This window comes from Caballeronia insecticola (genome assembly GCF_000402035.1).
GTDB lineage: Bacteria > Pseudomonadota > Gammaproteobacteria > Burkholderiales > Burkholderiaceae > Caballeronia > Caballeronia insecticola.
This window is the reverse complement of sequence record NC_021289.1, coordinates 309,306-334,377: the sequence shown is the minus strand read 5'-3', so window position 1 is coordinate 334,377 and position 25,072 is coordinate 309,306. Positions and strand designations below refer to the sequence as shown.

20 protein-coding genes and 1 pseudogene are annotated in these 25,072 nt (G+C 66.5%); 4 read left to right on the top strand and 17 right to left on the bottom strand.

The features are described from left to right. Positions 1-164: 164 nt before the first annotated feature. Positions 165-1,049, top strand: coding sequence for an EAL domain-containing protein (locus BRPE64_RS26145; protein ID WP_044043314.1), 885 nt, complete (start codon positions 165-167; stop codon positions 1,047-1,049). A gap of 175 nt (positions 1,050-1,224) precedes the next feature. On the opposite strand, the gene BRPE64_RS26140 is transcribed toward BRPE64_RS26145, so the two are convergent. From BRPE64_RS26140 to BRPE64_RS26080, 13 genes are all read right to left on the bottom strand, one after another. Beyond that, on the bottom strand, positions 1,225-2,613 hold the full coding sequence (locus BRPE64_RS26140; protein ID WP_016347961.1) for a sigma 54-interacting transcriptional regulator: 1,389 nt from the start codon (positions 2,611-2,613) through the stop codon (positions 1,225-1,227). 4 nt (positions 2,614-2,617) lie between these two features. Beyond that, a complete protein-coding gene (locus tag BRPE64_RS26135; protein ID WP_016347960.1) occupies positions 2,618-4,357 on the bottom strand; it encodes a TadG family pilus assembly protein in 1,740 nt (579 codons plus the stop codon). Then, complete coding sequence (locus BRPE64_RS26130; protein WP_051180554.1) at positions 4,357-4,641, bottom strand: DUF3613 domain-containing protein; 285 nt, start codon at positions 4,639-4,641, stop codon at positions 4,357-4,359. Before BRPE64_RS26130 ends, BRPE64_RS26135 begins: the two co-directional genes overlap by 1 nt. 20 nt (positions 4,642-4,661) lie before the next feature. Then, positions 4,662-5,402, bottom strand: a complete 741-nt coding sequence (locus tag BRPE64_RS26125) for a tetratricopeptide repeat protein (RefSeq protein ID WP_044043313.1) — start codon at positions 5,400-5,402, stop codon at positions 4,662-4,664. A 4-nt stretch (positions 5,403-5,406) separates the two neighbouring features. Then, entirely contained in the window at positions 5,407-6,360 is a 954-nt protein-coding gene (locus BRPE64_RS26120) for a type II secretion system F family protein (protein ID WP_069915732.1), read from the bottom strand. Positions 6,361-6,362: 2 nt separating this feature from the next. Further along, a complete protein-coding gene (locus BRPE64_RS26115) occupies positions 6,363-7,316 on the bottom strand; it encodes a type II secretion system F family protein (protein ID WP_016347956.1) in 954 nt (317 codons plus the stop codon). Continuing rightward, positions 7,309-8,691 carry a CpaF family protein gene (locus tag BRPE64_RS26110; RefSeq protein WP_016347955.1) on the bottom strand — a complete coding sequence of 461 codons (1,383 nt, stop codon included), beginning with the start codon at positions 8,689-8,691 and terminating at the stop codon, positions 7,309-7,311. Before BRPE64_RS26110 ends, BRPE64_RS26115 begins: the two co-directional genes overlap by 8 nt. 3 nt (positions 8,692-8,694) lie before the next feature. Next, positions 8,695-9,954 carry a P-loop NTPase family protein gene (locus BRPE64_RS26105; protein WP_016347954.1) on the bottom strand — a complete coding sequence of 420 codons (1,260 nt, stop codon included), beginning with the start codon at positions 9,952-9,954 and terminating at the stop codon, positions 8,695-8,697. Further along, complete coding sequence (locus tag BRPE64_RS26100; protein ID WP_044043311.1) at positions 9,951-11,213, bottom strand: type II and III secretion system protein family protein; 1,263 nt, start codon at positions 11,211-11,213, stop codon at positions 9,951-9,953. The genes BRPE64_RS26105 and BRPE64_RS26100 overlap by 4 nt, the downstream gene beginning before the upstream one ends. A gap of 177 nt (positions 11,214-11,390) precedes the next feature. Beyond that, positions 11,391-12,329 carry a Flp pilus assembly protein CpaB gene (gene cpaB, locus BRPE64_RS26095; RefSeq protein WP_016347952.1) on the bottom strand — a complete coding sequence of 313 codons (939 nt, stop codon included), beginning with the start codon at positions 12,327-12,329 and terminating at the stop codon, positions 11,391-11,393. Positions 12,330-12,362: 33 nt separating this feature from the next. Beyond that, positions 12,363-12,836: a TadE/TadG family type IV pilus assembly protein gene (locus BRPE64_RS26090; RefSeq protein ID WP_016347951.1), complete on the bottom strand. Its 474-nt coding sequence runs from the start codon at positions 12,834-12,836 to the stop codon at positions 12,363-12,365. Next, positions 12,833-13,336, bottom strand: a complete 504-nt coding sequence (locus tag BRPE64_RS26085; RefSeq protein WP_016347950.1) for an A24 family peptidase — start codon at positions 13,334-13,336, stop codon at positions 12,833-12,835. The genes BRPE64_RS26090 and BRPE64_RS26085 overlap by 4 nt, the downstream gene beginning before the upstream one ends. Before the next feature lie 166 nt (positions 13,337-13,502). Next, a complete protein-coding gene (locus BRPE64_RS26080; protein WP_016347949.1) occupies positions 13,503-13,679 on the bottom strand; it encodes a Flp family type IVb pilin in 177 nt (58 codons plus the stop codon). Between the two features lie 629 nt (positions 13,680-14,308). Between BRPE64_RS26080 and BRPE64_RS26075 the strand changes: the two are divergent. Beyond that, positions 14,309-15,955 (top strand): annotated as a pseudogene (locus BRPE64_RS26075) (collagen-like triple helix repeat-containing protein); the annotation flags it as partial. Between the two features lie 551 nt (positions 15,956-16,506). Continuing rightward, complete coding sequence (locus BRPE64_RS26070; protein ID WP_016347945.1) at positions 16,507-18,213, top strand: ShlB/FhaC/HecB family hemolysin secretion/activation protein; 1,707 nt, start codon at positions 16,507-16,509, stop codon at positions 18,211-18,213. Between the two features lie 72 nt (positions 18,214-18,285). Here the strand turns inward: BRPE64_RS26070 and BRPE64_RS26065 are convergent, their stop codons facing one another. Further along, the gene (locus BRPE64_RS26065; RefSeq protein WP_016347944.1) at positions 18,286-18,585 is read right to left on the bottom strand and encodes a DUF4148 domain-containing protein; all 300 of its coding nucleotides are present in this window, start codon (positions 18,583-18,585) and stop codon (positions 18,286-18,288) included. 142 nt (positions 18,586-18,727) lie between these two features. Next, the gene (locus BRPE64_RS26060; protein ID WP_016347943.1) at positions 18,728-19,171 is read right to left on the bottom strand and encodes a MarR family winged helix-turn-helix transcriptional regulator; all 444 of its coding nucleotides are present in this window, start codon (positions 19,169-19,171) and stop codon (positions 18,728-18,730) included. A 146-nt stretch (positions 19,172-19,317) separates the two neighbouring features. On the opposite strand from BRPE64_RS26060, the gene BRPE64_RS26055 reads away from it, so the two are divergent. Continuing rightward, a complete protein-coding gene (locus BRPE64_RS26055) occupies positions 19,318-20,859 on the top strand; it encodes a DHA2 family efflux MFS transporter permease subunit (protein ID WP_044043305.1) in 1,542 nt (513 codons plus the stop codon). 57 nt (positions 20,860-20,916) lie between these two features. Here the strand turns inward: BRPE64_RS26055 and BRPE64_RS26050 are convergent, their stop codons facing one another. Beyond that, positions 20,917-22,857 carry a tetratricopeptide repeat protein gene (locus BRPE64_RS26050; protein ID WP_016347941.1) on the bottom strand — a complete coding sequence of 647 codons (1,941 nt, stop codon included), beginning with the start codon at positions 22,855-22,857 and terminating at the stop codon, positions 20,917-20,919. A gap of 74 nt (positions 22,858-22,931) precedes the next feature. After that, on the bottom strand, positions 22,932-25,001 hold the full coding sequence (locus BRPE64_RS26045) for a putative bifunctional diguanylate cyclase/phosphodiesterase (protein ID WP_016347940.1): 2,070 nt from the start codon (positions 24,999-25,001) through the stop codon (positions 22,932-22,934). Positions 25,002-25,072: the final 71 nt, after the last annotated feature.

Below are 25,072 nucleotides of genomic sequence, written 5' to 3'. Positions count from 1 at the left end.
TGATGGCTTTCGCTACGGTGCGCCGTTATCGTGACAGACAGTCACGGCCCGCAAACGTTATCGGGCGTGCGGTACGCGGCTTTGCGCGGCACGGCGGCGGCAGGGCGAGATCGGGCACGAGTCCTGCAAGCGCTGGCACGACCAACTGAGAGGATGGCTCCAGCATGAAAAGGACAACACACGGCTCGCCCGCAGCGAACGCCGCGCCGAGGTCAGATCATGCATTCCGGCATCGCGTGCTCGAGGGCCTCAGGTCCGGCGAGTTCTGCATCGCCTATCAGGGAATCTACCGAGTCGACACCGGCGAGCTTGCGCAAATGGAAGCGCTGATTCGCTGGCGTCATCCGGACTATGGCGTATTGCTGCCCGGCGCATTCAGCGATGCGTTCAAGGACGCTGAAATCATGCACGAGCTGACCTGGTTCGTGATGGACACGGTCGCATCCGATATCGGCGCATGGCGTGCACGCGGCGGCGCGCATTATCCGGTCGCGGTGAACGTGCCGCCCTCGATCGCGGCCATGCCGGGCTTCGCCGAGCAGATGGAGAGCATCTGCACCACGCACGGCATCGAGCCTGCGTGCCTCGAACTGGAGTTGTCGGAGAGCGAGGATCTCGCGTGCTTTCCGGGCATGCAGAAAGTGGTGCGCCGCTTCGGCGACAAAGGCGTGAGCATTGCGATGGACGATTTCGGTACCGGCTATTCGTGTCTTGCCGCGCTCGCGCCGATCGAGTTCAAAACGGTCAAGATTGCGAAGGAACTGTTGACGGACGCGCCGCGCTCGCCGAATGCGCGCATGGTGTTTTCGTCGGTGGTGGCGTTGCTGACGCGGCTTCACGTGTCGATCGTCGTCGAAGGTGTCGAGACGGCGGCGCAGGCGCAGTGGCTCGCGCAATGGCCGTATGTGCTCGCGCAAGGGTTCTTTCTCGCGCGGCCTGCGTTCGGCATGGACAACGTGCCGGGCGCGCGTCTTAAGCATGCGCTTGCGCGGCCGGGGTCGGCGCGGCGCGAAGGGCATCGCGGCATGCGTCTCGCCGACGCGGCCTGAAGATATCGCGACGCAACGCTGAACATCGAAGGGCCGGACGGATTCATCCGACAAGTCCGGCCGTCAAGAGCTTCTGGCAGCCCTCGAAAAGCCAGGACTTCGCCGGCGCATGGCGTGCGCCGGCGTTTTTTTTGGGCTCTCGTCTGTGGTACATCGGCTACATCGGCTACATCGGCTACATCGCGCGCGTCTCCGGCTCTTCGTCGAACATCTGGAACTTGCGCATCTTCTCCCACAGCACCTTGCGGCTGATGCCGAGATACTGCGCGGTGTCCTGCCTGCGCCAGCCGTTCGCATCGAGCGCCGCGAGCACGCGATTGCGCTCGCCCATGTCCCACTTGCTGCGATCGACGAGCATATCCGACACGCCATCCACAGGCGCCGTCTGCGCGTTGCGCGCGAGCACGAGCAGGCGCTTCACGCGCGATTCGTCCCACGCGCCGAGCTGCCGCACCGTCACGCCGACGCGCTCCGCGAGATTGCGCAGCTCGCGCACGTTGCCGGGAAAATAGATATCGGCGACCGCGTCCGCGAGCCAGTACGGCAACTCGGGCAGCACATCGAGCTTCTCCCTGCCGATCACTTCGCTGACGAAGGTCTTGAAGAGCGCGATCTTGTCCGGCGCGCCGCGTTCCTCCAGCGACGGAATCGACAGTTCGATCACCGCGAGCCGGTAATACAGGTCCGCGCGAAACGCGCCGTCCTTCACGAGTTGCGGCAGACATTTGTTGCTCGCCGCGATGAGCCGGAATTCGAGCCGCACCGGCGTTGCCGAACCGATGCGCGTCACGGCCTGATCCTCCAGCACGCGCAGCAGCTTCACTTGCTGATAGAGCGGCAAGTCGCCGATTTCATCGAGGAAGAGCGTGCCGCCGTTCGCCTGCTCGAAGTAACCCTTGTGCGCCAGCACCGCGCCCGTGAACGATCCTTTCGCATGACCGAAGAACAGCGACTCGAACAGACCGTCGGGAATCGCGCCGCAGTTGACCGGCACGAACGGCCCCGCGCCGAAGCGCGTGTGCTTCTCATGCAGCAATTGCGCGATGCGCTCCTTGCCGACGCCCGTTTCGCCGTGCAGCAGCACGCTCGTGTCGCAATCGGCGAACGTATCGACTTCGCGCAGCAGCGCCTGCATGCATTCGGCATGCGCGATCAATGCATGCGACTCGTGCGCGTCCTCGCCGTGCGCGCGCAGTTGCTGCGCGAGCTTCGCGACCATCGCGCGCAATTCGGCGCCGGTGAAATCGAGCGGCAGGATATGCGCGTAGTCGGCGGGAAACATCGACGGATCGCGTTCGCGCGGCGCCGCGCCAACCCACACGACCGGCATCGAATGACGCGCTTCCCAGTCGCGCAACACGAACGCGCCGCCGTCGATCACGCTCACGCTGATGATCGCGACCGCCGGACGCTCGGATTCGCGCGGCGCGCTGATCGACGTGCCGTCGGCGCGCAGCACGTCCACGTCCTGCCCGGACATCGCGCGGACCACGCGTTCGACGATATCGGCCTTGCCCTCCCACACGTGAATATCGAGGCCGTCGATTCTGGTGTTCTGTTTCATGTCTTCAGTAGGCCAGTTGCGACTCGCCGCATGTGAGCGACAAGTCGTGAATCGTGCTCGTTCCCACTTGCGCGCCGAGCAATTGCAGCACGGGCAGCAACACCTGATCGAGCCCCGCGAGCACCGTGCCGAGCACGGGAACGAGCGTCGCGACGAGAAGCGGCGCGACGGGGCTCAGGAGCCACGAAGGCAATAGCGGCGACGAAACCGTCAGCCCGCCCGGTGCCGAAAGACTCGCGCTCAAGCCCGCCAGCGCATTCGAAAGCGACGCGCCGGGCGCGGCGGGCACGGTCTTGTAGTCGTCGCCGTTGCCGCTCACGCCGTCGAAGGTGAGTGTCGTCTGGGCGGATGCGGGCATCGTCGCGGGCAGGCTCGCGGCCATGCTCACCGTGAGCGTGCCGAGAATGTTCACGAGCGTCGCGGGCTTCGAGCAACTGAACGCGCCCATGTTGGCGGGCGTATCGCCGACGCATACGTTCGCAAGCCCCGTCTGCACGCCGATGACCGAACGCCGCGCCGATGCCGCGCCCGCGCATTGCGTCGATACGAGCCACGCGGTGCCGGGCGCGACTTCGAGATAAAGCGGCACGTGGATCATCGGCTTGGCGCCGCCGAATCCCGCAGGCAACGGCAACGGCAGCACGCTGACATCGACGAACGCGCGCACTTGCGCCGCATGCGCGAGCGTGCGCCAGTTGCCGTTCGGGTCGCGGCCCGCTTCGCCGATGGCGAGCACGGGCGGCTGAATGATCTGCACCTTCAGCGCCGCCGATATCAAGCCCGGCAACGCCAGCGACGCGCCGACGTTCACCGCCGACTTGCCCGCCTGCGCGATCTCGGCCGTGACGAGCAGCGCTTCGAGCGGGCTGATGGTCGCATCGAGCGCGCTCTGCGTGTTGGCGAACCCGACCGACAACAGCCCCGGCGCGCCGTTCTTGCTGCCGAGCGCAATCGTCTGATTGCCGGGAATGTTCGCGTTGACGATAGCGCCCATCGCGCCGATCGCCGTCGCGAGACTCGCGTTCGCGACGGTCGTCGTTTGCAGCGCGGTCAGCATGAGCCGGGCGATTTGCGCGGCCGTGAGCTGCGCGGCCAGCAACTGATCAACCGTGCCGACACCCGCGGCGGTCACGAGGTCGCCCACGCGCACGCGGGCATCGGCGAGTCCCTGATACGACGCCAGCGTCAGATTGAGATTCGTGCCGAGCAGCGCGTTGAGCAGGTCGTTGACCGTGCCGCCGCTGATGCTCACGAGCGTCGTGCCGATGGAAAACGAGCCGACGTCCGTCGATTTGGCAATCGCGCTCGCCGTCACTTGCCGTGCGGGCCCGAGGAAAAAGTACGGCACCGTGCGGGCGGCCGTCACCTTGACGGCGTTCGCGGGCGTGCCGTTCGTCGAAAAGAAATCGGGCGCGGCGTTGGCCTGCGTGTCCCATCGTCCGCACGTGACGGCGAGCGAATTGCCCGTCGCGGACGGATCGAAGCCGTTGCTCCCGGCGCTGCCGTTCGCGGCGGCGAGCGAGCGCGCGCAGGTCGAATCGACGCGTTGCGCGCCCGCGCTCGCCGCGAGATCCGCGACGCTTTGCAGGCTGCGCCGCGCGAAAAACAGATTGCCGATATCGATTGCGCCGAGCGCCGCAACCGCCACGACGAGCCAGATCGCCGCGAGCGTCGACGCCGCGCCGCGCTGGGTGCGTGCTTTGCCGCGGTTGCGTCGTTCAGGCGGGTGGACTTTGCGCGGCATCAGTTCATGTCGCGATAGTTCACGTCCAGCGACGGACGCCCCGCGTCTTCGACCGACGAGCCGAAGTGCGCCGGAATCGCCGTGTCGAACGACTTGAGATAGCGCTCATACGCCGCGCCCGCCTGTGCGCCGAGCATCGGCTGCGCGGGCGCCGCCGCCGCGTTGCTCGACTGAAGCGTGAGCCAGGTCTGCGTCGCCTGGCCGATGTCGTTCGCGCCCTGTCCATACGCCGCCTGCCCCGCGCCGAGCGCGGCACACAGCATCGATACGACGATTCGCTTCATCCCGTTCTCCTTCATCGATCTCACCGCGACGCAACGCTTGCGCGCGCCGCATCGGCGACGCGTTTTGCATCGACGCGAATGGCCTGCTGCACATCCGCCGAAAACTTCTGCTGCGTCATGAGTCCCTGCGCATTCGCGGCCTCGCCGCTCGCGAGCAAATACAGCGCGACGTTGCTCAATATCTTCGGATTGTTCGGCGCGAGTTCGGCGGCCTTCATGAGCGGCACGCGCGCGCCCGCGACATCGCCCAGCCGCAGACGCGCGTAGCCCAGATCGGAGAGCATGAGCGCATCGGTCGGGGCGCGTCTGGACGCCGACGCGAACAGATCCGCCGCGCGCGAAAAATCGGCGGCCTCGCCCGCGAGCAGGCCGAGACCGCGCAGGCCGCGCGCGGCAAGCGGCGTGTTCGCGAGACGCCCGTATGCGACCGCGCTGGCGTCGGACTGGCCGGTCTGACGCAGCGCATCGGCGCGCAGAAGAATCGTGTCGGGCGACTGGCCGTATTGCTGCTCGTATGCGTCGATATGCGCGAGCGACGCGTACCACAGGCCTTGCGCCTGCATCCGGTCGATCAGCGCGAGATACATGCCGGGCGTATCGGGCGGCGACTCTTTTTGCAGCGCCTGATCGAGCGCCGCCTGACGCTCGGCCTGAATGCCCACGCCGTAGCCGTTTTCCTGCTTCGTCGCGCAGGCGGCGAGCGCCGCGCAAATCAGCGTCGCAAAGAGCGCGCGCAAACTTGTGGATCGAATCATGTGCATCCCTTTATCGATGAAGTCCCGACAACGCATGCACCACCGCGATGAAACCCGGCCCGGCGGTGATGATCAACAGCGCGGGCAGCAGCGTGATGACCATGACGCCCGTCATCTTGACCGTGAGCTTGCCGATGCGCTCGCGCAGCAGCGCGCGGCGCGTCTCGCGCAGACGGTCGCCGAACTGCTTGAGCGGTTCCTGCACCGCGCCGCCGTGCTGCTCCACCTGAATGACGAGGCGCACGATGGCGGCGAGATCCTCGTTGTCGTAGCTTGTGGCAAGGCGTTTCATCGACTGCTCGCGGGTGCGTCCGGTGGCGAACTGCGCCTGCGCCAGCGCGAGTTCCTTCGCGAGCACGGGCAGCACGTTGCGGAAGTCGTGGACCATCACTTGCAGACTCTGATCCAGCGACAAACCGACGCCCTGCAACAGCCGCAGCAGATCGACGAACAGCGGCAGTTCGTTGCTCACCGCGCGCTGCCGGGCCTGAGCGCGGCGCTTCACGAACCACTTCGGCGCCATGAAGCCGATCGACAGCGCCATGAACAGCAGCATCATGAAGCGCGCGCCGTGCGCCGTTCCGTGCCCCGTCGTCATCACGATGAGCGGCGCGATCACCGCGCCCGCGACGCGAGCCGCGAAGAAGCGGCCGCGCGCCTGGGCATCGACATAGCCGCAGCGTTCGAGCAGACGCCGGTCCTCGTTTGCGACGGCCACGCGCCCGAACGGCGTGTCGAGCCATGCCGCGCCGGCACGGCCGATGGCGGCGAGCAACCCCCTCGGCGATGGCGCCGGATCGAGTGACGCGGGCGCGGGTGCGGACGTGCGCTCCTTCAACGCGTGATCGAGCGTGCGCGCCGAACGCTGCATGCGCGCATAGCGGCCGAACGCGAGCATGCCGAAGAGACCGGCCGCGAGCGCCGCGGCGGCGAGCGCGAGCGCGCCGAGCAAGGCGGGCGTCATCGTCATGTTCTGATCCTCGCGAGCCGGTACAACAGCCATGCGCCGAGCAGTTGCAGCGCGAGCGCGACATACACGAGACGCTTGCCGAGCGCGTCGCTCCACATCGCATCGAAATAGGCGGGATTGGTCACGATCACCATCGCGCCGAGCAGGATCGGCAGCAGTCCGAGCACCCACGACGACAGCCGCGTTTCCGTCGACAGCGCGATGAGTTCGCGGTCCGCCTGTTCCAGATCGCGCATCAGCGCGGCCATGCGGTCGAGCATGACGTCCGAGCGTCCGCCGTATTTCACCGACACGCGCAGCACCGAGCCGACCAGTTCCAGCTCGCGCACGCGATAAATCCGCGCGACCGTGCCGAGCGCGTGGTCGATCTCCATGCCGGTGCGCAGCATCGGCAGCGCGCGGTCGAGGCATTCCGACAGCGGCGCTTCGGCGTTCGTGAGCGCGGCCTGAAACGCGGCCGGCACGCTATGACCGATGACGATCATGCGCACGATGCCATCGAGAAACGGCGGCAATTGCCGCACGATGCGCTGATAGCGTTTCTGCGCGCGCCACGTGAGCCACGCATGCACGGCGGCGAGCACGAGCGCGGCGACGCCCGCGCCGAGCGCCGGTCCGGCGCGCATGCCGGCGCACAGCGCACCGATCACGGCTGCGGCCAGCGTCGTGCAAGCAAGCGCACGCGGACGCGCGATGCCCGCGCGGTTCATCAGGTTCGCGAACGCGGCACGGGCGCGCGCAAGGTGCGTCTGAGTCGTTGCGGGACGCACGCTTTGTTGCGGTCGGGGCGTATGCGTTGAGGGCGCAGCCTGCGTCCCCCGCACCTGCCGCTCGACGAAACGCTCGGCCAGCGCCCGTTCGCGCCCGGTCGTGCCGCGCCGCCACAGCATGAGCGCCGCCGCCGCGCACAGCAGCGCGAGCATCGCGATGAGCGCGCCGGCTCTATACATTGAAGCCCCCGCCGAAACCGCCGCCGAAGCGTCCCGCCTGCCCGAAGCTCTCCGCGTGCGCAACGCCGAGCGCCTGCCGGTACTTCGCGAGCTTCGGCGAACTCGGATGAATGCCGAGCCAGTTCCAGCGGTCCGTTTCCTCGCCGTTCGCATCGACGGCCGGATCGTAGCGATACAACTCCTGCATCGCGATGATGTTGTCGGACAGACCCGTCACTTCCGTCACCGAGAGAATGCGGCGGCGGCCGTTCGACAGCCGCCCGATCTGCACGATGAAATCGATCGCGTTGGCGATCTGCCTTCTGAGACTCGCTTCCGTGCCCTGAAAACCCGCGAAACCCGCGAGCATTTCCAGCCGGTACAGACATTCGCGCGGCGAACTCGCGTGCACCGTGCCCATGGAGCCGTCGTGGCCGGTGTTCATCGCCTGAAGCATTTCGAGCACTTCGCCGCCGCGCACTTCGCCGACGATGATCCGGTCCGGCCGCATCCGCAGCGTATTGCGCAAGAGATCGCGGATCGACACGACGCCCGCGCCATCGAAGCCGCCGGGCCGGCTTTCGAGCCGCACGACATGCGGATGATTCAGCGACAGTTCCGCCGTATCCTCGATCGTCACGACACGTTCGTGCTTCGGAATGAAGAACGCGAGCGCGTTCAGGAGCGACGTCTTGCCGGAACTCGTGCCGCCCGAGACGAGCACGTTGCAGCGCGCCTCGACCGCCGCTTCGAGCAGCGAGGCGATGTCCTGATTGAAGGTGCCGTTGGCGAGCAGATCGTCGGGGCGCAAAGGGTCGCGCCGGAACTTGCGGATCGAGACCACGGGACCATCGATAGAAAGCGGCTCGATCACCACGTTGACGCGGCCGCCGTCGGGCAGGCGGGCATCGACCATCGGATTGGATTCGTCGAGACGTCGTCCGATCGGCGCGAGAATGCGTCGCACGATGCGCAGCAGATGCGCGTTGTCGGCGAAGCGCACCGGAATTTTTTCGAGCATGCCGTGACGCGATACATACACGTCGCTGTAGCCGTTGATCAGAATGTCTTCGACGGCGGCATCGGCGAGCAGATCCTCGATCGGACCGAAGCCCGCCAGCTCCTTCGTCAGCGCGGCGGCGACGAGCCGCACTTCGCTCTCGTTGAGCGGAATGCGGCGCAGGCGCACGAAGCTGTCCATCTCCAGATCGACGAACTGGTGGATCGCCTGCCGCGACCATCGCCCGAACTCCGCGCCCAGCTCCTCGATGCGCGAAAGCAGATGTTCGTGCGCCGCCGTCGCGACGTCCTGAAATTGCTGCGATTGCGCGAACGCGACGGCGTCTTCGGCCAGATCGTTCGCGAACGCGATGTCCTTGCTGAAGTCCTGAGCCATCGTCTATGACCGTTTGAGAAAGTTGGGAAGGAGATGGCCGACGTTCAGTGCCGTGCGCGATGCTTTGGTGTCGCGCGCGGCGTCGGCCTCGCGTAGTTCGCCTTGCAACCGGGCGACGAGCGGCGCAAGCGCGCGCACGTACGGATCGCGCTCGGCGCACTCGGCGAGCAGACGCCCCTGATTCACCGCGCGGCCGAGCGCCTGCGCGCGTTCCGGCAACACGGCGATAAGCGGCAGATTCAGCCGCCCGGCAAGTTGATCCGCGCCGAAGTTGAGCGCGGCGTCGAACTTGTTCACGACGAGGCCGGGCTTCGGCGCTTCGGTGCCGTCATCCGTGCGCAACGCGTCGAGCAGCGCGATGGCCGACACCGCCGAGGCCACGTTCGGATCGCACACGAGCCACGTTTCGTCGGCGGCCTGCACCGCCTGCGCGACGAAATCGAGATTCGAGAAGCCGCCCAGATCGACGATCTGCTGATCGAAATACGCGCGCAGTCGATTCAGCATGCTCATCGCGGACGCGAAGGAAATCGAGCGCATCTCGGCGAGATCGGCGGGCAGCGTCGTGAGCGCGAGGCCGCTCGCATGGCGCGCGAACGCGGTGTTGACGAAGGTGTCGTCGAAACGGCGCAGGTTGCGCACCGCTTCGACGAAATGCAGTTCGCTGCGCGTGTCGAGCAAGAGCGCGCTGTCGGCGGCGGGCAGGCCGAGATCGAGCAGCGCCGTCGCGCGCCCGGCCGCCGCGCCGCGCTTGTGCAGACTGACCGCGAGATTCGCCGCGAGCGTGCTCACGCCCATGCCGACGCGCGCGCCGAGCAGCACCGTCACCTTGCCCTGACGGCTCGCCGCTTCGCTGCGCGCGGGCGGGCGCTCGTCGAGCAGACGTTGCGCGATCGCGAAGACATCGGCGGGCGGGCCGCTCATATCGGCGAAATCGCGCACGCCGGCGCGCAACGCGGCGAGCGCCGGAGCGGGCGTCGCGAGCGTGCCGAGCGCGACAATCGGCAACGACGGAAACGCGTCGCGGGCCGTTTGCGCGAGCGCACTGGCGTGGGCGGCGGATGCATCGCCCGCGCCGAAATCGACGAAGACGATGGCAGGCGCAACCTCGCCGATGCGCGCGACCAGCCCGGCCGGATCGCACGGCGCCGTCTCCATGGCGCCCGCGTTCGCGAGCGCGCGTTGCAGCCAGTCGCGGCGCGCGGCGTCGGGGCTTGCGCAGAGAAAACGCGGAGGCGGCATGGCGGCGGTGTTCATCGTCATCGCGAAAATCCTGGCGCGGCGTCGGACGAGAGCGCCCCGCCGACGAAGCTGCGCCACACCGGGCCGTCGCGCTGTTCGGACTGCTGGCCGGGCGTCGCGGGCAGCGCCGCGTTCTTCGCGATCGGCGCGACGAGATGCGGCGTCACGATAATCACCAGTTCGCGGTCCGACTGCGAGTACTGCAGCGTCTTGAAGAACGCGCCGATGATCGGCAGGTCGCCCAGCAGCGGCACCTTGTTGACGTTCGACGCCGTCTCGCGATCCACCAGCCCGCCGATCACGAAGCTCTCGCCGTCGCCCAGTTCGACGGCGGTTTCCGCGCGGCGCGTGGTGAGCGCGGGCACCGACACGCCGTCGATGGTGATCGCGTGCGCGAAGTCGAGCTGGCTCGCCTCGGGCGCAACCTTGAGCGCGATGCGTTCAGGGCCGAGCACCGTGGGCGTCAGCGAAAGGCCGATGCCATACGGCTTGTAGACGATCGTCGTGGTGCCGAGCGATTGCGGCACCGGCACCGGAATCTCGCCGCCCGCGAGAAAGCTCGCGCTCTGTCCCGACAGCGCGACGAGCGTCGGCTGCGCGAGCACGCGCGCGAGGTTGTTGCCTTCGAGAAGACTCAGGTTCGCGAACAGCCCGCGCGATGTCGAGTTGAGCAGCAGATTGAACGCGGAGCCGATCGGCGAAGTGGCCGTGACGGAGAGCGGATTGGTCGCGCCGCCCGTCACGCTCGACAGCGAACTCGGCGCGAACGTGCCGAACGCGAAGCCCGCGTGGTTCTGCGAAAAGAGATTGAAGCCCGCTTCCTTGAGCACGGTCTTGCTGAACTCGACCACCTTGACGTCGACCTGCACGACGCTCTTCGTAGCCACCGTCGATGTATCGACGAGCGCGCCGTCCTTGCCCACCGATGCACGCGCCGCCGCGACCGCGCGCTGGTGCTTGTCCATCGTCGGCGCGGTGCCGGAGAGCACGGCCGTCTTGCCGAGCACGCGCACTTTTGGCGCGTCGACGTCGGCGAGCGCCATGCTTGCGCCCGACGCGACTTCGATCGTGTACGAGAGCGGCGCGTTGCGGCCGCGTTCCCACAGCATCAGATTGGTCGTGCCCGCCGACTTGCCGACGAGCAGCACGCCGCCGCCCTTGAGCACGTTGACATCGGCGACGGACGGATCGCCGAGCGCCACGCGTGTGATCGTCCGGCCGGGCGCGAGCGAGCGTTGCCCGCCGGTCGCCAGCGCGATGACGTTCGCATCGGTTGCCATGGGTGTTTCGACTCGCGTTGCCGCATAGGTATTTATCGCAAGCGCCATCGTCATGCATGCGACGAGTGCCGCTGCCTTCCATCGCTTCGAGTTCGACTCGTCGCCGGGTTGCCGTATTCTTGTCATCGTTATGGGGTCGCGACGCCGCGCTCCGTTCTTGCCAGTCAGTTCAATCGTTCAATAGGCGATGCGCTCTGCGCGCCCGCCGCGAATCACTTCGATTTCGTCGCCGGTCACCATGCGTGGCGTGCGCGGCGCGCGCGGCGTGTCCGCCTGACGCGCCGCCGTGCGCGCGCCCGCCAGCGTGCCGAGCGAGAGTCCCGCCGCCGCGCGCGCCGCGTCGCTGTCCGGCCGCGCCGACGCAACGAGCGGCGCAAAAGCATGCGGCGGCGGCACTTCGGCATCGGCGGAATTGCGCAGCGCGAGCACGAGGCGGCCCGCGCTTTCCGCGAGCGTGAGTGCGTCGATGTCGCCGGTGCGGATCGCGAGCACCGCCGTGCGCGCGCTGCCCTGACGCAACGCGGCGTCCTTCGCCTCTTTGTTGACGCCCTGCGCGACCGACGCATCGCCCACGCCCAGCACGCGCACCTTCGACAACAGCAGACGCGCCTGCGTCGCCGATATTTCGGCATCGCCGTTTGCCGCGCCGCCTTCCCGCTTGAGCGTGAAGAAGACATCGACGAAATCGCCCGGACGCACGAAATTGCCCACCGCGTTGGTCTCGTCGATGCGCACGGCCACCGCGCGTTCGCCCGGCTCGACGACATCGGCGAGTCCGCTGGAGAGCGCATCGGCAGTGAGCGGCGCGCCCTTCGGCACGGCGGCGAGCGGCACGCGGCCGACAATCGCGGCAGGCTCGCCGAAGGTGCCGGGCGCGGGCTCGGCCTGCATGCGCACGGTGAGCGCGTCGGCGTCGAGCGTCTTTCCGGCCGGAAGATCGCGCGCGGCGACGACCACCGGCACCCGATGCGACGGCGCAAGCACGGCGGACTGCGGCGGCGCATGGTCGCGTTCGGGCGACGGCACGGGCTGGCGCGCGAGCATCACGGCGAAGATGCCGAGGACGGCCGCGACCGAGAACAGCAGAATGGCGAGCGTGCGAGTGAGATTGGCCATGGCGTCAGGACGAGTGAAGGCGAACGCGTGCGCTCATAGCACGTTGTCCGGATCGAGCTGGACCATCGCGCGCGCGACCAGCGAATCGGGCAGCGCGAGGCCGAACAGCGGCAGCGTCGGCACGAGCGGGCGCGCCGCGTAGCCGTAATCGAGCGTGACGGCGATGCAGCGCAGCGTGCCGTCGTAGTCGCACGGCGCGGGCGCGGCGCTGCAATGCGCCAGTCCGGCGAGCCAGTTGGTCAGGCCGTTCGCGGCCGCGCAGGCGGCGTCGGCGCGGCGTGCGAGGGCGTCGTCGATGCTCGTTGCGTTCGCCTGAAAGCGCAGCGCGGCGCGCGCGCCCTCCTCGGCCGCCAGCGTCAGCGACTGCTGCGCGACGAAGATCAGGCTGTACGTGACGATCGCGTAAAACACGACGAAAAACAGCGGAAACACGATGGCGAACTCGATCGCCATGTTGCCGCGCTGAGTGCGGCGGCCGGATTGGCCGGTTCGATGTGCGTGCTTCATGCGCGCGCTCCGAGCGCATGCAGCGCATGCAACGCAAGATGGCCGATGCCCGCCGCCGCGAGCAGCAGGCCATACGGCGTGCTGTTGCGCCGGCGTTCGGCCAGCGACGCCTCTTGGGGAAAATCGCGCAGCGCGAAGACGGCGCGGCGGCGCGCGAGCAGCACGAGCGCGTGAACGCCCGCCGCGAGGCTCGCCGCCACCCAGATGCCGAGCAACGCGCGCGGTCCGCACCACGCGCCGAGCACGGCGAAGACCTTGACGTCGGCGGCGCCCATCATGCCGAACAAATAGAACGGCAGCAGCGCGACGAAGCCCGCCGCCAGACCGACGAGCGCCGTGCCCGTCGAGATATCGAACGGAGAAAGCCGCGCCGCCGCGAGGGTGAGCGCGCCAACGCCGCCCGCCAGCACGAGCGCGTTGGGAATCAGCCGGCGCCGCCAGTCGGATAATCCGACGGCGAGCGCCCAGCCGATAAATATCGCGGATTCAATTGGAATCATGACAAAGCGAACCGGCAGGCAAACACATCACGCTATCCGTATTAATACGGGCGTTAAATATTTACCGGCAGACAATAAGATTCCTCGCGCCGGATTGAACCGGCGCGCTGATCCGGATTAAAGAATCCGGCGGTCTTGCCGAATATCGGCGGCGAACTGAATTCGTTCAGTTGCCGACTTTCGCAAGTTCCGCCGTGATCGCCTGGAATGTGCTTTTTAGTTGGGTGGCGACGTCGCCGACCGCGGTCATGATGCCCAGCGCGAGAACGCCGGCGATCAAACCATATTCGATGGCGGTAATCCCGCGGCGGTCGCGAATGAACTGCTTGAAGGTTGCTCTCATTTTTAATTGCCCTCGGAAGGATTTACTACTCTGGCCGCATATGCCCGTCCGCACGCCGCGCCCCGGTCGGAAGACGCAAGGCCGTCTTTCCGAAGCAGCATGGCGGTTGAGCATTCCAACTCTGTTTTATTAGGTCGATATCACGTCTCGCTAACGCCTCTCTAACGTTTGCGGCGCGAGAATTAATCGTTAGTCGATTTATAACGCAAGCCTATCTCAAAATCAATTATTGTCTGAACGATTGTTTTTTTACCCCAACATTCAACCAGTTGCTTGGAGGCAGCGATATTCCAATATCAGCCTGATGCGTCTGCGACTCGTGATCACAGCAGTATTATTTTCCTGCTTGTCACCCGCAAAACGAATATGTCCCCTTTTGCGGGATTCCGTGTGTAACCCGAGTCCTCGTAACGTCGCATTGCGTGCGTAACGTGACGCGACTGAGTTTCGCGTTGTTTCCGCCTTGCCGTCGAACCGAATTCGACGCGCCGATTTTCATCCGCCAGTCTTGATCCATCAGGGAAATGCGCTGCGTCTAGTCCGCCAAGGCGATCGGCTGTCTGTGCGATGGCACACCTAATGCAGTTAAGCGTCCGCGGTTCGTTCAAAACAAGATACCGAGGGCTGACATGGATACGAGGAACATCGGACGCGACGTGTTGCGCAAGACCATCGTGGCGGCTGCGGTCGCGAGCTTGCTGACGCTCGCCGCATGCGGAGGCTCGGGCACGATGAGCAAGTCGGCCGGCGCAAGCGGCAGCGGCACAGGCACGATCTCGACCGGCGACGGCAGCGGCAGCGGTTCCGGCGGCGGCTCGGGCACTGGAGCAGGCGGAGGTTCGGGCGGCGGCTCGGGCACAGGAGCAGGCGGCGGTTCGAACGCAGGAACGGGAGGCGGAGGTTCGGGGACAGGCACAGGGGGCACCGGCGGCGGCGGAACGAACGCCGGGACCGGAGGCGGAGGTTCGGGGACAGGCACGGGCGGCGGGTCGGGCACGGGCACGGGCGGCGGTTCTGGCGGGGGTTCGGGGACCAACACCGGCAGCAACGGTGGGGGTGGAAGCGGCGGGGGGAGCGGAAGCGGCGGCACGGGCGGCGGCGGGTCGGGCAGTACGGTGACCCAGCCGGTCGCGGCAGTCGCGGACAAGACCGGCAACGTGGTGTCCGCGCTCGGCGGCACGGTATCGGGCGTCGGCACGGCCGTCGGTTCGACGACCGTACCGGGCGTCGGGGCGGGCACCACGAAAGCCGCAGGCGACGTTCTGTCGAACGCGGGCGCCGCCGTCTCCACGCTCGGCGACGGCGTGTCGGCCGGGCTCGGCACCATCGGCACGAGCGCGAATCCCGTCGGCACGACGACGGCGAGCCTCGGCGGCGTCGTCGAGAAAACGGGTGCGACGGTATCGAGCGCGGGAACGCTCGTATCGAGTCTCGGCAGCGGCGCGCTCTCGCCGCTCGCGCCGGTGACGACGCCGGTCGGCAGCATCGTCGGCATTGTGGGCGACGCGGTCACGCAGACCGGCGGCGTGGTCGGCCAGACGCTCACCAGCACGCCCGTTACGCAACTCACGCAGACGGTCAGCCACGCGATCACGCCGATCACGGCGCTCGCCGGTTCGACGACGCAGACCGTCGGCGCCGCGACCGGCCTCGGCACACCGGTCAACTCCCTGCTGACCACACTCGGCGGCACGCTTGCCGGCGCGGGCAAGAGCATCACGGGAAGCGGCGCCAATCCGCTCACGGCGGGCGTCGGCAATCTCGTTACGACGACGGGACAGACGGTGGCATCGGCTGGCGGCCTCGTCCACGGCACGCCGGGCGCGAATCCGCTCGCGCCGGTGACGAGCGTGCTCGGCGGGCTGACCGGTGCGACCGGCGGCGCGGGCACGGGCGGCGTGCTTGCGCCGGTGACGGGCGTCGTCGGTGGCTTGACGAGTGCGTTGACCGGTGCGACCGGCGGCGCGGGCGCAGGCGGCGTGCTTGCGCCGGTGACGGGCGTCGTCGGTGGATTGACGGGCGCGTTGACCGGTGCGACCGGCGGTACGGGCGCGGGCGCAGGCGGCGTGCTTGCGCCGGTGACGAGCGTCGTCGGCGGCTTGACGGGCGCGTTGACCGGTGCGACCGGCGGTACGGGCTCCGGCGCAGGCGGCGTGCTTGCGCCGGTGACGGGCGTCGTCGGTGGATTGACGGGCGCGTTGACCGGTGCGACCGGCGGTACGGGCGCAGGCGCGGGCGGCGTGCTCGCACCAGTGACGGGACTCGTCGGCGGCGTGACCGGCGCATTGGCCGGCGCGACCGGCTCGGGCGCCGGATCAGGCTCAGGCAGCGCGGGAAATGCAGGCGTGCTCGCGCCCGTGACGGGCATCGTCGGCGCATTGACCGGCGCGCCGGGCAGCTCGCCCGGGTCGCCGGGCGGCACGACGGGATCGCCCGGCGGCGTGGGCGGCGTGCTCGGCACCGTGACGTCGATTACCGGCGCGGTCGGCGTAACCGTCTCGACGACTCAAGGCTCGGCCAGCGCAGGCGCGGGTGCGGGTGCGGGCATCGCGACGACCACCGGCAACAACACCGGCAGCGCCACCAACGGCGGCGGGCTGCTGGGCGCGGTGGGTTCGGTCGTCGGCGGCGTGTTGGGAGGCGCGCGGCGATAAGCATCGCGCGCATCGGGAAGCGAGGTTCGTCGAGCGCCTCGCTTCTCTCGCGGCAAGCAGCATCGAAAGCATCGCAGGCATCGAAAGCATCGAAGCAAACATAACGACACACGACGAAGAACGCGGCGGCCCACCCCCGCACGACGTTCTCGCAACCAATCGAGGGCATCACAATGAAGATCCGTGAATGGACACGGGCGTTCATGCTCGCCGCACTTGCGGCGCCCATTTCATCGCCACATGCGTTCGCGCAGACAACGCCACGCGCGAGCGTCGGCGGCAATCCGCTCGATGCGCTCCCGCAAGTCAACGCGCCGCCCAAACCGCCCGTCGCGGTGAGCGTCGCTCCGCCCGCGCCCACGCTCGACGCGCTGCTCGCCCGTCACGTCACGCCGGCCAAGATCGAGATCGAAGGCGTGAAGGCGCTGCCCTTCGATGAAGTCGCCGCCCGCTTCACGCCGTTCGTCGGCCGCGACGTGACCATCGGCGAATTGATCGAGGCGGCCAACGGCGTCACCGCGCTCTACAAGCAACGCGGCTATGCGCTCTCGTTCGCGTTCGTGCCGGCGCAGACGTTTGAAGACGGCGTCGTGCGCGTGACGGTCGTCGAAGGCTATATCGCGCAGGTCGTCGTGAAGGGTCAGGCGGGCGCGGCGGAGAAGCGTATCCGCGCGGTCGCCGAACGCCTGCAAGCGGACCGGCCGCTCACGCAGGCAAACTTCGAACGCTATATCAACGTGCTCGGGATGATTCCGGGCGTGAAGACGAAGGCGAACGTCGCGCCGCCGCAGAACACCGACGGCGCCACCGCGCTCGAACTCGATGTCGAGCGCAAGCCGTTCAACTTCAGCACGGGCATCGACTTCAATCATCCGGGTGTGCAGGGCATTCTGAGCGCGACGGAAAACGGCATGCTCGGGCTCGGCGAATCGCTGACGGCCGCCGCGCTTCTGCCGAAAGGACGCGACGATCAAACCTATTACGCGCTGAACGGCACGCTGCCGGTCGGCACCGACGGCTTCACCACCAAAGTCGATGCGTCGCACTATCACGGCCATCCCGTCGACAATCCCGGCCTGCCGTCGTATATCGAACGCACCGTGGTCAACGACAAGCTCGCGTTTTCCGCCGTGTATCCGTTCCTGCTGAGCAACGCGCGCAGTGTGGTCGGCACGGCGAGCGTGTATGCATCGCACGACGAGGACCGGCTGAAGAACACCATCGTCGCGGGCAATCCGTATCTGTCGCAGCGTTCGCAGGTTCGCGTCGCGCAGCTTCAGCTCGATTACACCGGCATCGGCACGGGCGTCGTGCGGCGCGCGAGCTTCAATGTCGCGAAGGCGTTCGATGTGCTCGGGGCGTCGAAAAGTGCGGAGACCAATATCGCGGGCTATGCGCCGGTCAATCCGGTGTCGCTCACGTTCGTGCGCACCGGCGCGACCCACACGCAGAGCAACGAATGGCCGTTTAAAATCGGCACCGTGGTGTCCGCGACCGGACAATACTCGCCCGACACATTGCCGACATCCGAGCAGATCTCGTTCGGCGCGCAGCGTTTCGCGCTCGGCTATCAGCCGGGCGAAGCGTCGGGCGATTCGGGCTGGGGCGCGTCGTTCGAAGTGAACCGGCCGCTCGATGTCGGCATGACGTATCTGAAGAGCTTTACGCCCTATGTGACGATCGACGCCGCGCGCGTGTTTCTGCACGGCGGGACGGCGAATCCGCGCAGGTTGTCGTCAGTGGGAATCGGCTTTCGCGTGTCGGATGCGAAGCACTACAGCATCGATTTGTCGGTCGCGAAAGCCATCGGCGATGCGCCGGTCGAAAGTGCGTCGCGCAGTCCGAGGATCAACGCGACGCTGTCGTATCAGCTCGACTGAAGTTCGACTGAAGCACGACTGAAGCGCGACTGAAGCGCGAGCCGCGCCCGCGCTTTCCGTCTGCGATCCGGATTACGGCGCCGATGCGGGCGCGGGCTTGCCCGCCTTCTGCGCGTTGATCTTCGCCTGCGCGTTCTGCAGGTTCTGCGGATAGTTCGTCTGATCGCCGGCGGGGTTGTAGCCGTTCTGTTCGAGCTGTTTCAGTTCGGCGTTCTTCTTCGCGCGTGCTTCCTTGCGCTGTGCCTTCTTGATCTGCTTCGGCGTGGAAGCGGCTGCGGCGGCGGCTGTGTCCTGCGCCTGCGCGACGGGCACAGCGAGCCATGCCGCAACAGACAAAGCGATGACCGCCAACGGTGCGGTGCGTTTGTTCATGATGATCTTCTCCGGATGGATGGCGACAGTTGACGAAGGCGCTTGCGGAATCGCATCAGCAATAAGCGATCCACGCGCGGCACGTTAGCACGGCTCGATGAAACCGTCAGAGACGGGTCCGAAGTCGTTCAATGCTCGACACTTACCGATCCACGATCCGGCTCAGATTGCCGCGCACGCGTTGCAGCAAACCGATCAGTTGTTCGCTTTCCTGGCGGCTGAATCCGGCCAGCGCCTCGGACGTGATCTCGTCGCCGACGCGGCGCGCGCGGTCGAGCGCCTTTTCGGCTTTCGCGGTCATGCGCACCTGGCGCTCGCGGCGGTCGTCGGGATTGAGGCGGCGCTCGATCCAGCCGCCCTCCTCCATGCGATCGAGCAAACGCCCGGCGGAAATCGGCGCGACTTCCAGCAGCCCGGCCAGCCGCGCCTGATTCACCTCGCCGTAATGCGAGAGATACGCGAGCACGCGGCATTGCGCGCGCGTGAGATTGAGCGACGACTTCGCCAGTTCGTCGAAACGGTTGCCGCACAGGCGGTCCACGTCCGCGACCAGAAAGCCGAAGCGTTTGTCGAGTTGGGTTTCCATCGCGCGATTATATGTAGAAGCTCCCGGCGCGTGCGCCAGGACGCACCGCGTGTTTCACCGCATTGCGGCGCGGCACTCGCGGCCTATAATAAGCCTGCTTATCATCACCTTACTTATCAATTACCGCCTGCGGGCGACAGTCCTCCATGTCCACCGAAGCCCCAACGGCACGCGCCGCCGCGCCTCTGAACCGCGGCATGCTGACCATTTCGATCATGCTGGCAACGCTGATCCAGACGCTCGACAGCACCATCGCCAACGTGGCGCTGCCGCACATGCAGGGCACGCTGTCGGCTTCGCAGGATGAAATTACGTGGGTGCTGACGTCGTATATCGTCGCGGCCGCGATCGCCACGCCCCTCACCGGCTGGCTGTCCGATCAGCTGAGCGTGAAGCGGCTGCTGTGCTTTTCGATCGCGGGTTTCACGGTGGCGTCGGCGTTTTGCGGGCTGTCGGAGACCCTCGGGCAGATCGTCGCGTCGCGGCTGTTGCAGGGCGTTTTCGGGGCGTCGCTCGTGCCGTTGTCGCAGTCGATTCTGCTCGACATCAATCCGCGCGAAAAGCAGGGTCAGGCGATGGCCGTCTGGGGCATGGGCGTGATGGTCGGACCGATTCTCGGACCGACGCTCGGCGGCTGGCTCACCGACAGCTACAACTGGCGCTGGGTGTTCTTCATCAACGTGCCGATCGGCGCGTTCGCGCTCTTCGGCGTGTTGACGTTCCTGCCCGCGCAGGCCGCGCGGCGCGCGGTGAAGTTCGACGCGTTCGGCTTCGCGACCCTCGGCCTCGCGATCGGCGCGTTCCAGGCCATGCTCGATCGCGGCGAACAACTCGACTGGTTCGGCTCGATGGAAATCCGCATCGAGGCGCTGCTCGCGGCGCTCGCGTTCGTCTTTTTCATCGCGCATACGGCCACCGCGGGCGCACGCTCGTTCTTCAAATATCAGTTGCTGAAGGATCGCAACTTCGCAACCGGCACGTGTTTCATCTTCGTGATCGGCGCGGTGATGTACGCAACGCGCGCGCTCTTGCCGCCGATGCTCCAGAACCTGATGAACTATCCCGTCGCGACGACGGGCCTCGTCACCGCACCGAGCGGCGCGGGCACGATGGTCGCCATGCTGTTCGCCGGGCGGCTGCTGAAACACGTCGACGCCCGCCTGATGCTGCTCTCGGGCTTCCTGATTTCCGCGCTCGCACTCTGGCAGATGATGCATTACACGATCGTGCTGTCGGCGTCGGATATCGTGTGGCCGGGCGTGATTCAGGGCTTCGGGCTGGGGCTCGTGTTCGTGCCGCTGTCGGCGCTGACCTTCTCGACACTCACGCCCGAACTGCGCGCCGACGGCACCGCCACTTACAGCCTGATGCGCAATATCGGCAGCAGTATCGGCATTTCGATCGTGCAGACGCTGATGACGCGCAACACGCAAGTCGCGCACGCCGATCTCGCCGCGCAGGTGACGCCGTTCAATCCGGCGATGCAGTCGATGCTGGCGGGCGGATCGATGCAGGACATGGCGATGCTGAACCAGACGATCACGCAGCAAGCTTCGATGATCGCCTATCTCAACGACTTCAAGCTGATGTTCGTCGCGACCTTGCTGGTGGTGCCGCTGTTGCTGTTGATCCGGCCGGCGCGCCAGTCGGCCGCGGATGAGCCGGTCGCGCATGCGGCCATGGATTGACGCGGCTATCGCGCTCGACGCAATCAAGCACGACAGCCGCGCGGGCGGGCAAGCCGCCTATTTGCGCTTCTTGCGCGCCGGACGCTTCGCGGCTTCTGCGGTCTTCGATTTCGCGGCGGGCGCGACGAACGCTTTCAGTTCGTCCGCGACGCGCGCAATCACGCTGTCCCAGTCGCCGGGCTGCGTCTGACGGAAGAGACGCATCGACGGATACCACGGCGTGTCGTCGCGTTCGATGAGCCATCGCCAGCATTGGTCGAAGCGCGACAACATCCACACGGGCTTGTTCAGCGCGCCCGCCAGATGCGCGGTCGATGTATCCACGGCGATCACGAGATCGAGATTCTCGATGATCGCGGCGGTATCGGCGAAATCGGTCACGTCGTTCATCGGATCGAAGGGACGCAGCGCGTCCGGCAACTCGCCGATTTGCGGCCGCGTCGTCGCGCCCAGTTGCAGGCTGACGAAGGTCGCGCCTGGAATCTGCAGCAGCGGCATGAACTGGCGCGCGTGAATGGAGCGGCGCTTGTCGATGGGCGCGGCGGCCTTCATGTCGGGACGCGGCTCTCCCGCCCAGACGAGGCCGATTTTCGGCGTCGTTGCAGGCAGACGCGTCTTCCAGTTTTCGGCCAGTCCGTTGAGTGCGCGCAGATAAGGCATCGGCGCAGGAATCGATTCGAGCGTCGTGTTGAACCGTAACGGCAGGCTCATCATCAGGCACCAGAAATCGTGCTTCGGCGCGTCAAGCAGCGCGCTGCTGCGAATGCAGGCATCGACTTCCTCGATTCCTTCGACCAGCCGCGCAAGCGCCGCGTCGCAGACCACGGTCAGACGCTTGACGCCCTTCGCTTTCAGGAGCGGCAGATAGCGGCAGAACTGCAGCGTGTCGCCCAGACCCTGCTCCGACACAACGACGATCGATTTGCCCCGCAGCGATTCACCCTTCCATTGCGGACAGGCGAGACCCGCATCCCACAGATGCGCTTCTGCACGCAGCGCGGGAACGCGCGACTCGTAAAGGGGCCAGCCTTCGGCGAACTGTCCTTGGGCGAGCAGCACGAGCGCCAGATTTCCTTCGAGGTCGGGATCGGACGGCCGCAGTTTCAACCCGCTTCGATACGCCGATTCAGCCTCGTCCAGACGCCGCAACCGCTCCAGCACACGGCCGAGGTTGAGCCACGCTTCGACGCAGGATGAATCGTGTTCCAGCGCCTGCCGCAACGATGCTTCCGCTTCCGCGAGCCGGTCCGCTTCGAGCAACGTCGTGCCGAGGTTGTAGTGCGCGTGCACCCGCTGAGCGTCGAGTCGCAGCGCCGCGCGCGACGCCGCTTCGGCTTCTTCCAGACGTTCGAGCCTGAGCAGCACGGCGCCGAGATTCACGTATGCATCGCAGGATGCCGGATCGATGCGGATCGCTTCGTCGCAGGCGGCTTTTGCATCGTCGAGCCGGTCCGCGAGCGTCAACGCCGCCGCGCGGCCCGTGTACGCGCGAGCATCGGCGGGATCGACTTCGATGGCGTGCCGGAAGAACGCTTGCGCGTCGTCGTGACGCGCAAGCATGAACATCGCGCGTCCGAGGTTGCGATGCGCGCCGGGAAAATGCGTGTCGAGTGCGACGACACGACGCAGCGCCGCTTCGGCTTCGTCCGCGCGCGCGACATCGAGCAGCAGAATGGCGAGGTTGTAGTGCGCGGCGGGGTCGCGTGCGTCGAGTTCGATCGCGCGCCTGAAGCTCGCTTCGGCCTCCGTCTTGCGGCCCTGGTCCAGCAGGACGCTGCCGAGACTTCCGGCGAAACGCGCCTGCTCGTCCTCGGCGATAGCCTGGCGGATCAGGCTTTCGGCTTCATCGAAAGCGCCACTATCGCGGCGAATCAATCCAAGCAGATGCAACGCGTCGATATGGCGCGCGTTTGCGGCGAGCACGTCGCGGCAGCCGGATTCGGCTTCCTGCGTTCGGCCCGCGAGATACGCGTCGAGCGTACGTTCAAAGAGTGACATAGAGAAAACACGAGTTCGAAGGACGCCGATTATCAAGGTCTACTATCGGCGACTTGTCGAAATGTGTTTTCGCTTCAGACGCTGACGGCGCCCTTCTCCAGCATGCCGCCGAAGACGTCCGCCGAAAGCGGCATCGCCAGCAGGAAGCCCTGCATTTCATCGCACTTCATGTCCTGCAGCCGATCGAGCTGCGAGCCCGTCTCCACGCCTTCCGCGACGACATCCATATCGAGCGAATGCGCCAGCGCGATGATCGCCGAGACGATCGCGCGCCCTTCCTGGCCGTTTTCGTCGAGCCCGTTCGTGAAGAAACGGTCGATCTTCAGTTGCTTCGCGCGAAACCGCTGCAAATAAGCGAGACTCGAATATCCGGTGCCGAAATCGTCGATGGCAATTTCGAAGCCGTTGTCCTGAAACGCGCGAATCATCTCGATGGTGCGCGGCGCATCCTGCATCGCGACCGTCTCGGTGATCTCGAACATGATCTGTTCGCTCGGCACGCCCTGATCGCGCACGATCTTTATGATGTTCTCGACGAGATCCGCCTCGTACATCTGCCGCGGCGACAGATTGATCGCGACCTTCACCGGCGGACGCCCTTGCGCGCGCCACTGCGTGAGATGGCGGCAGGTCTCGTGCACGACCCAGTAGCCGATCTGCACGATCTGCCCCGAACGCTCGGCGATCGGTATGAATTCGAGCGGCGTGAGCGTGCCGATCTGCGGATGATCGAGACGGATGAGCGCCTCCGCGCCGGCCAGTTCGCCGCTCGCGCCGCGGAATTTCGGCTGGAACAGCAAATAGAAATGGCCGCTGTTTAACGCCTCGTGCAGCGCCTGCTGAATCTGCAACGTGCGCACGGCTGCTTCGTTCATGCTCGCCTCGAAGAAGCGATACGTGCTGCGCCCGCTGCGCTTCGCCTCGTACATGGCGACGTCCGCGTGCTTGAGCATCGACTCGACGCTGTCGCCGTCCTGCGGATACAGCGCGATGCCGATGCTCGGCATCACCTGCAACGGATGGCCGGCGGCGAGCAAGCCCCGGCGCATGGCGTCGAGAATGCGCTCGGCCATTTTCTCGGCGTCGCTGGGTACGTTCAGGTTCTCCAGCATCACGATGAATTCGTCGCCGCCCAGACGCGCCACGGTGTCGCCGCCGCGCACGCATTCTTGCAGACGCCGCGCGAACGCCTTCAGCACTTCGTCGCCGACCGTGTGGCCGAGCGAATCGTTGATGGTCTTGAAGCCGTCGAGGTCCATGAAGAGGATCGCGAAGCGGCTGCCGCCGTGCCGCGCATGGCGGATCGCGCGCTCGACGCGCTCGTTCATCGTGCGGCGATTCGGCAGGTCCGTGAGCGTATCGAATGTCGCCATGCGCACGATCTGGCCGTTCAGGCGCGACACGGAACCGGCCAGCAACGCGGTGCGCGCATCGAAACGCGAGAGCACCAGCGTGATGATCAGAATCGCGAACGTGAAGAGCGCGACGGTGGTCGCGAGCCAGCGCGCATCGACATCGTTGGCGGCGCCGCAGATCGAACCCGGCAGGAAATTCGCGGCCGCGTTGCCGGTGTAGTGCATGCCGGTGATCGCGATGCCCATCACGAGCGCCGACACCACGCGCTTGGCCATCACGTTCTTCAGATTCGCGGCGGATAGCGTGTGCGCGATCCACAGCGCCGCGCCCGATGCGACCACCGCAATGACGATCGATGCGGCGAACAGGCTCGGGTCGTACTGGATCGCCGGGCGCATGCGCATGGCGGCGTCGCCCGTATAGTGCATCGCGGCGATGCCCGCGCCCATCAGCACGCTGCTCGCGACGAGGCGCTTCGCCGTCAGCCGTTTGCTCGTGATGACATGGAGCGCGAAGAACGACACGAGCACCGCGATGACCAGCGAGCCGGCGGTGATCTTGAGGTCGTAGCCGAGCGGAATCGGCAGTTCGAACGCGAGCACGCCGATGAAGTGCATCGACCAGATGCCGATGCCCATCGACGCCGCGCCGCCCGCGAGCCATGCGTGCCGCACGCGCGATTGCGGCAACAGCGCGATGCGGCCCGAAATGTCGAGCGCGGTAAAGGAAGCGAGCGTGGCGACTACGAGCGACGCCGCGACCAGCCAGAAGTTGTAGGTGCCGTGCATGATGCGAATAGCCCGGAGACTCGTTTGCGTGAGCGTCTTATCGGCTTACGTCTCCCGATCTTTAGGCTCAC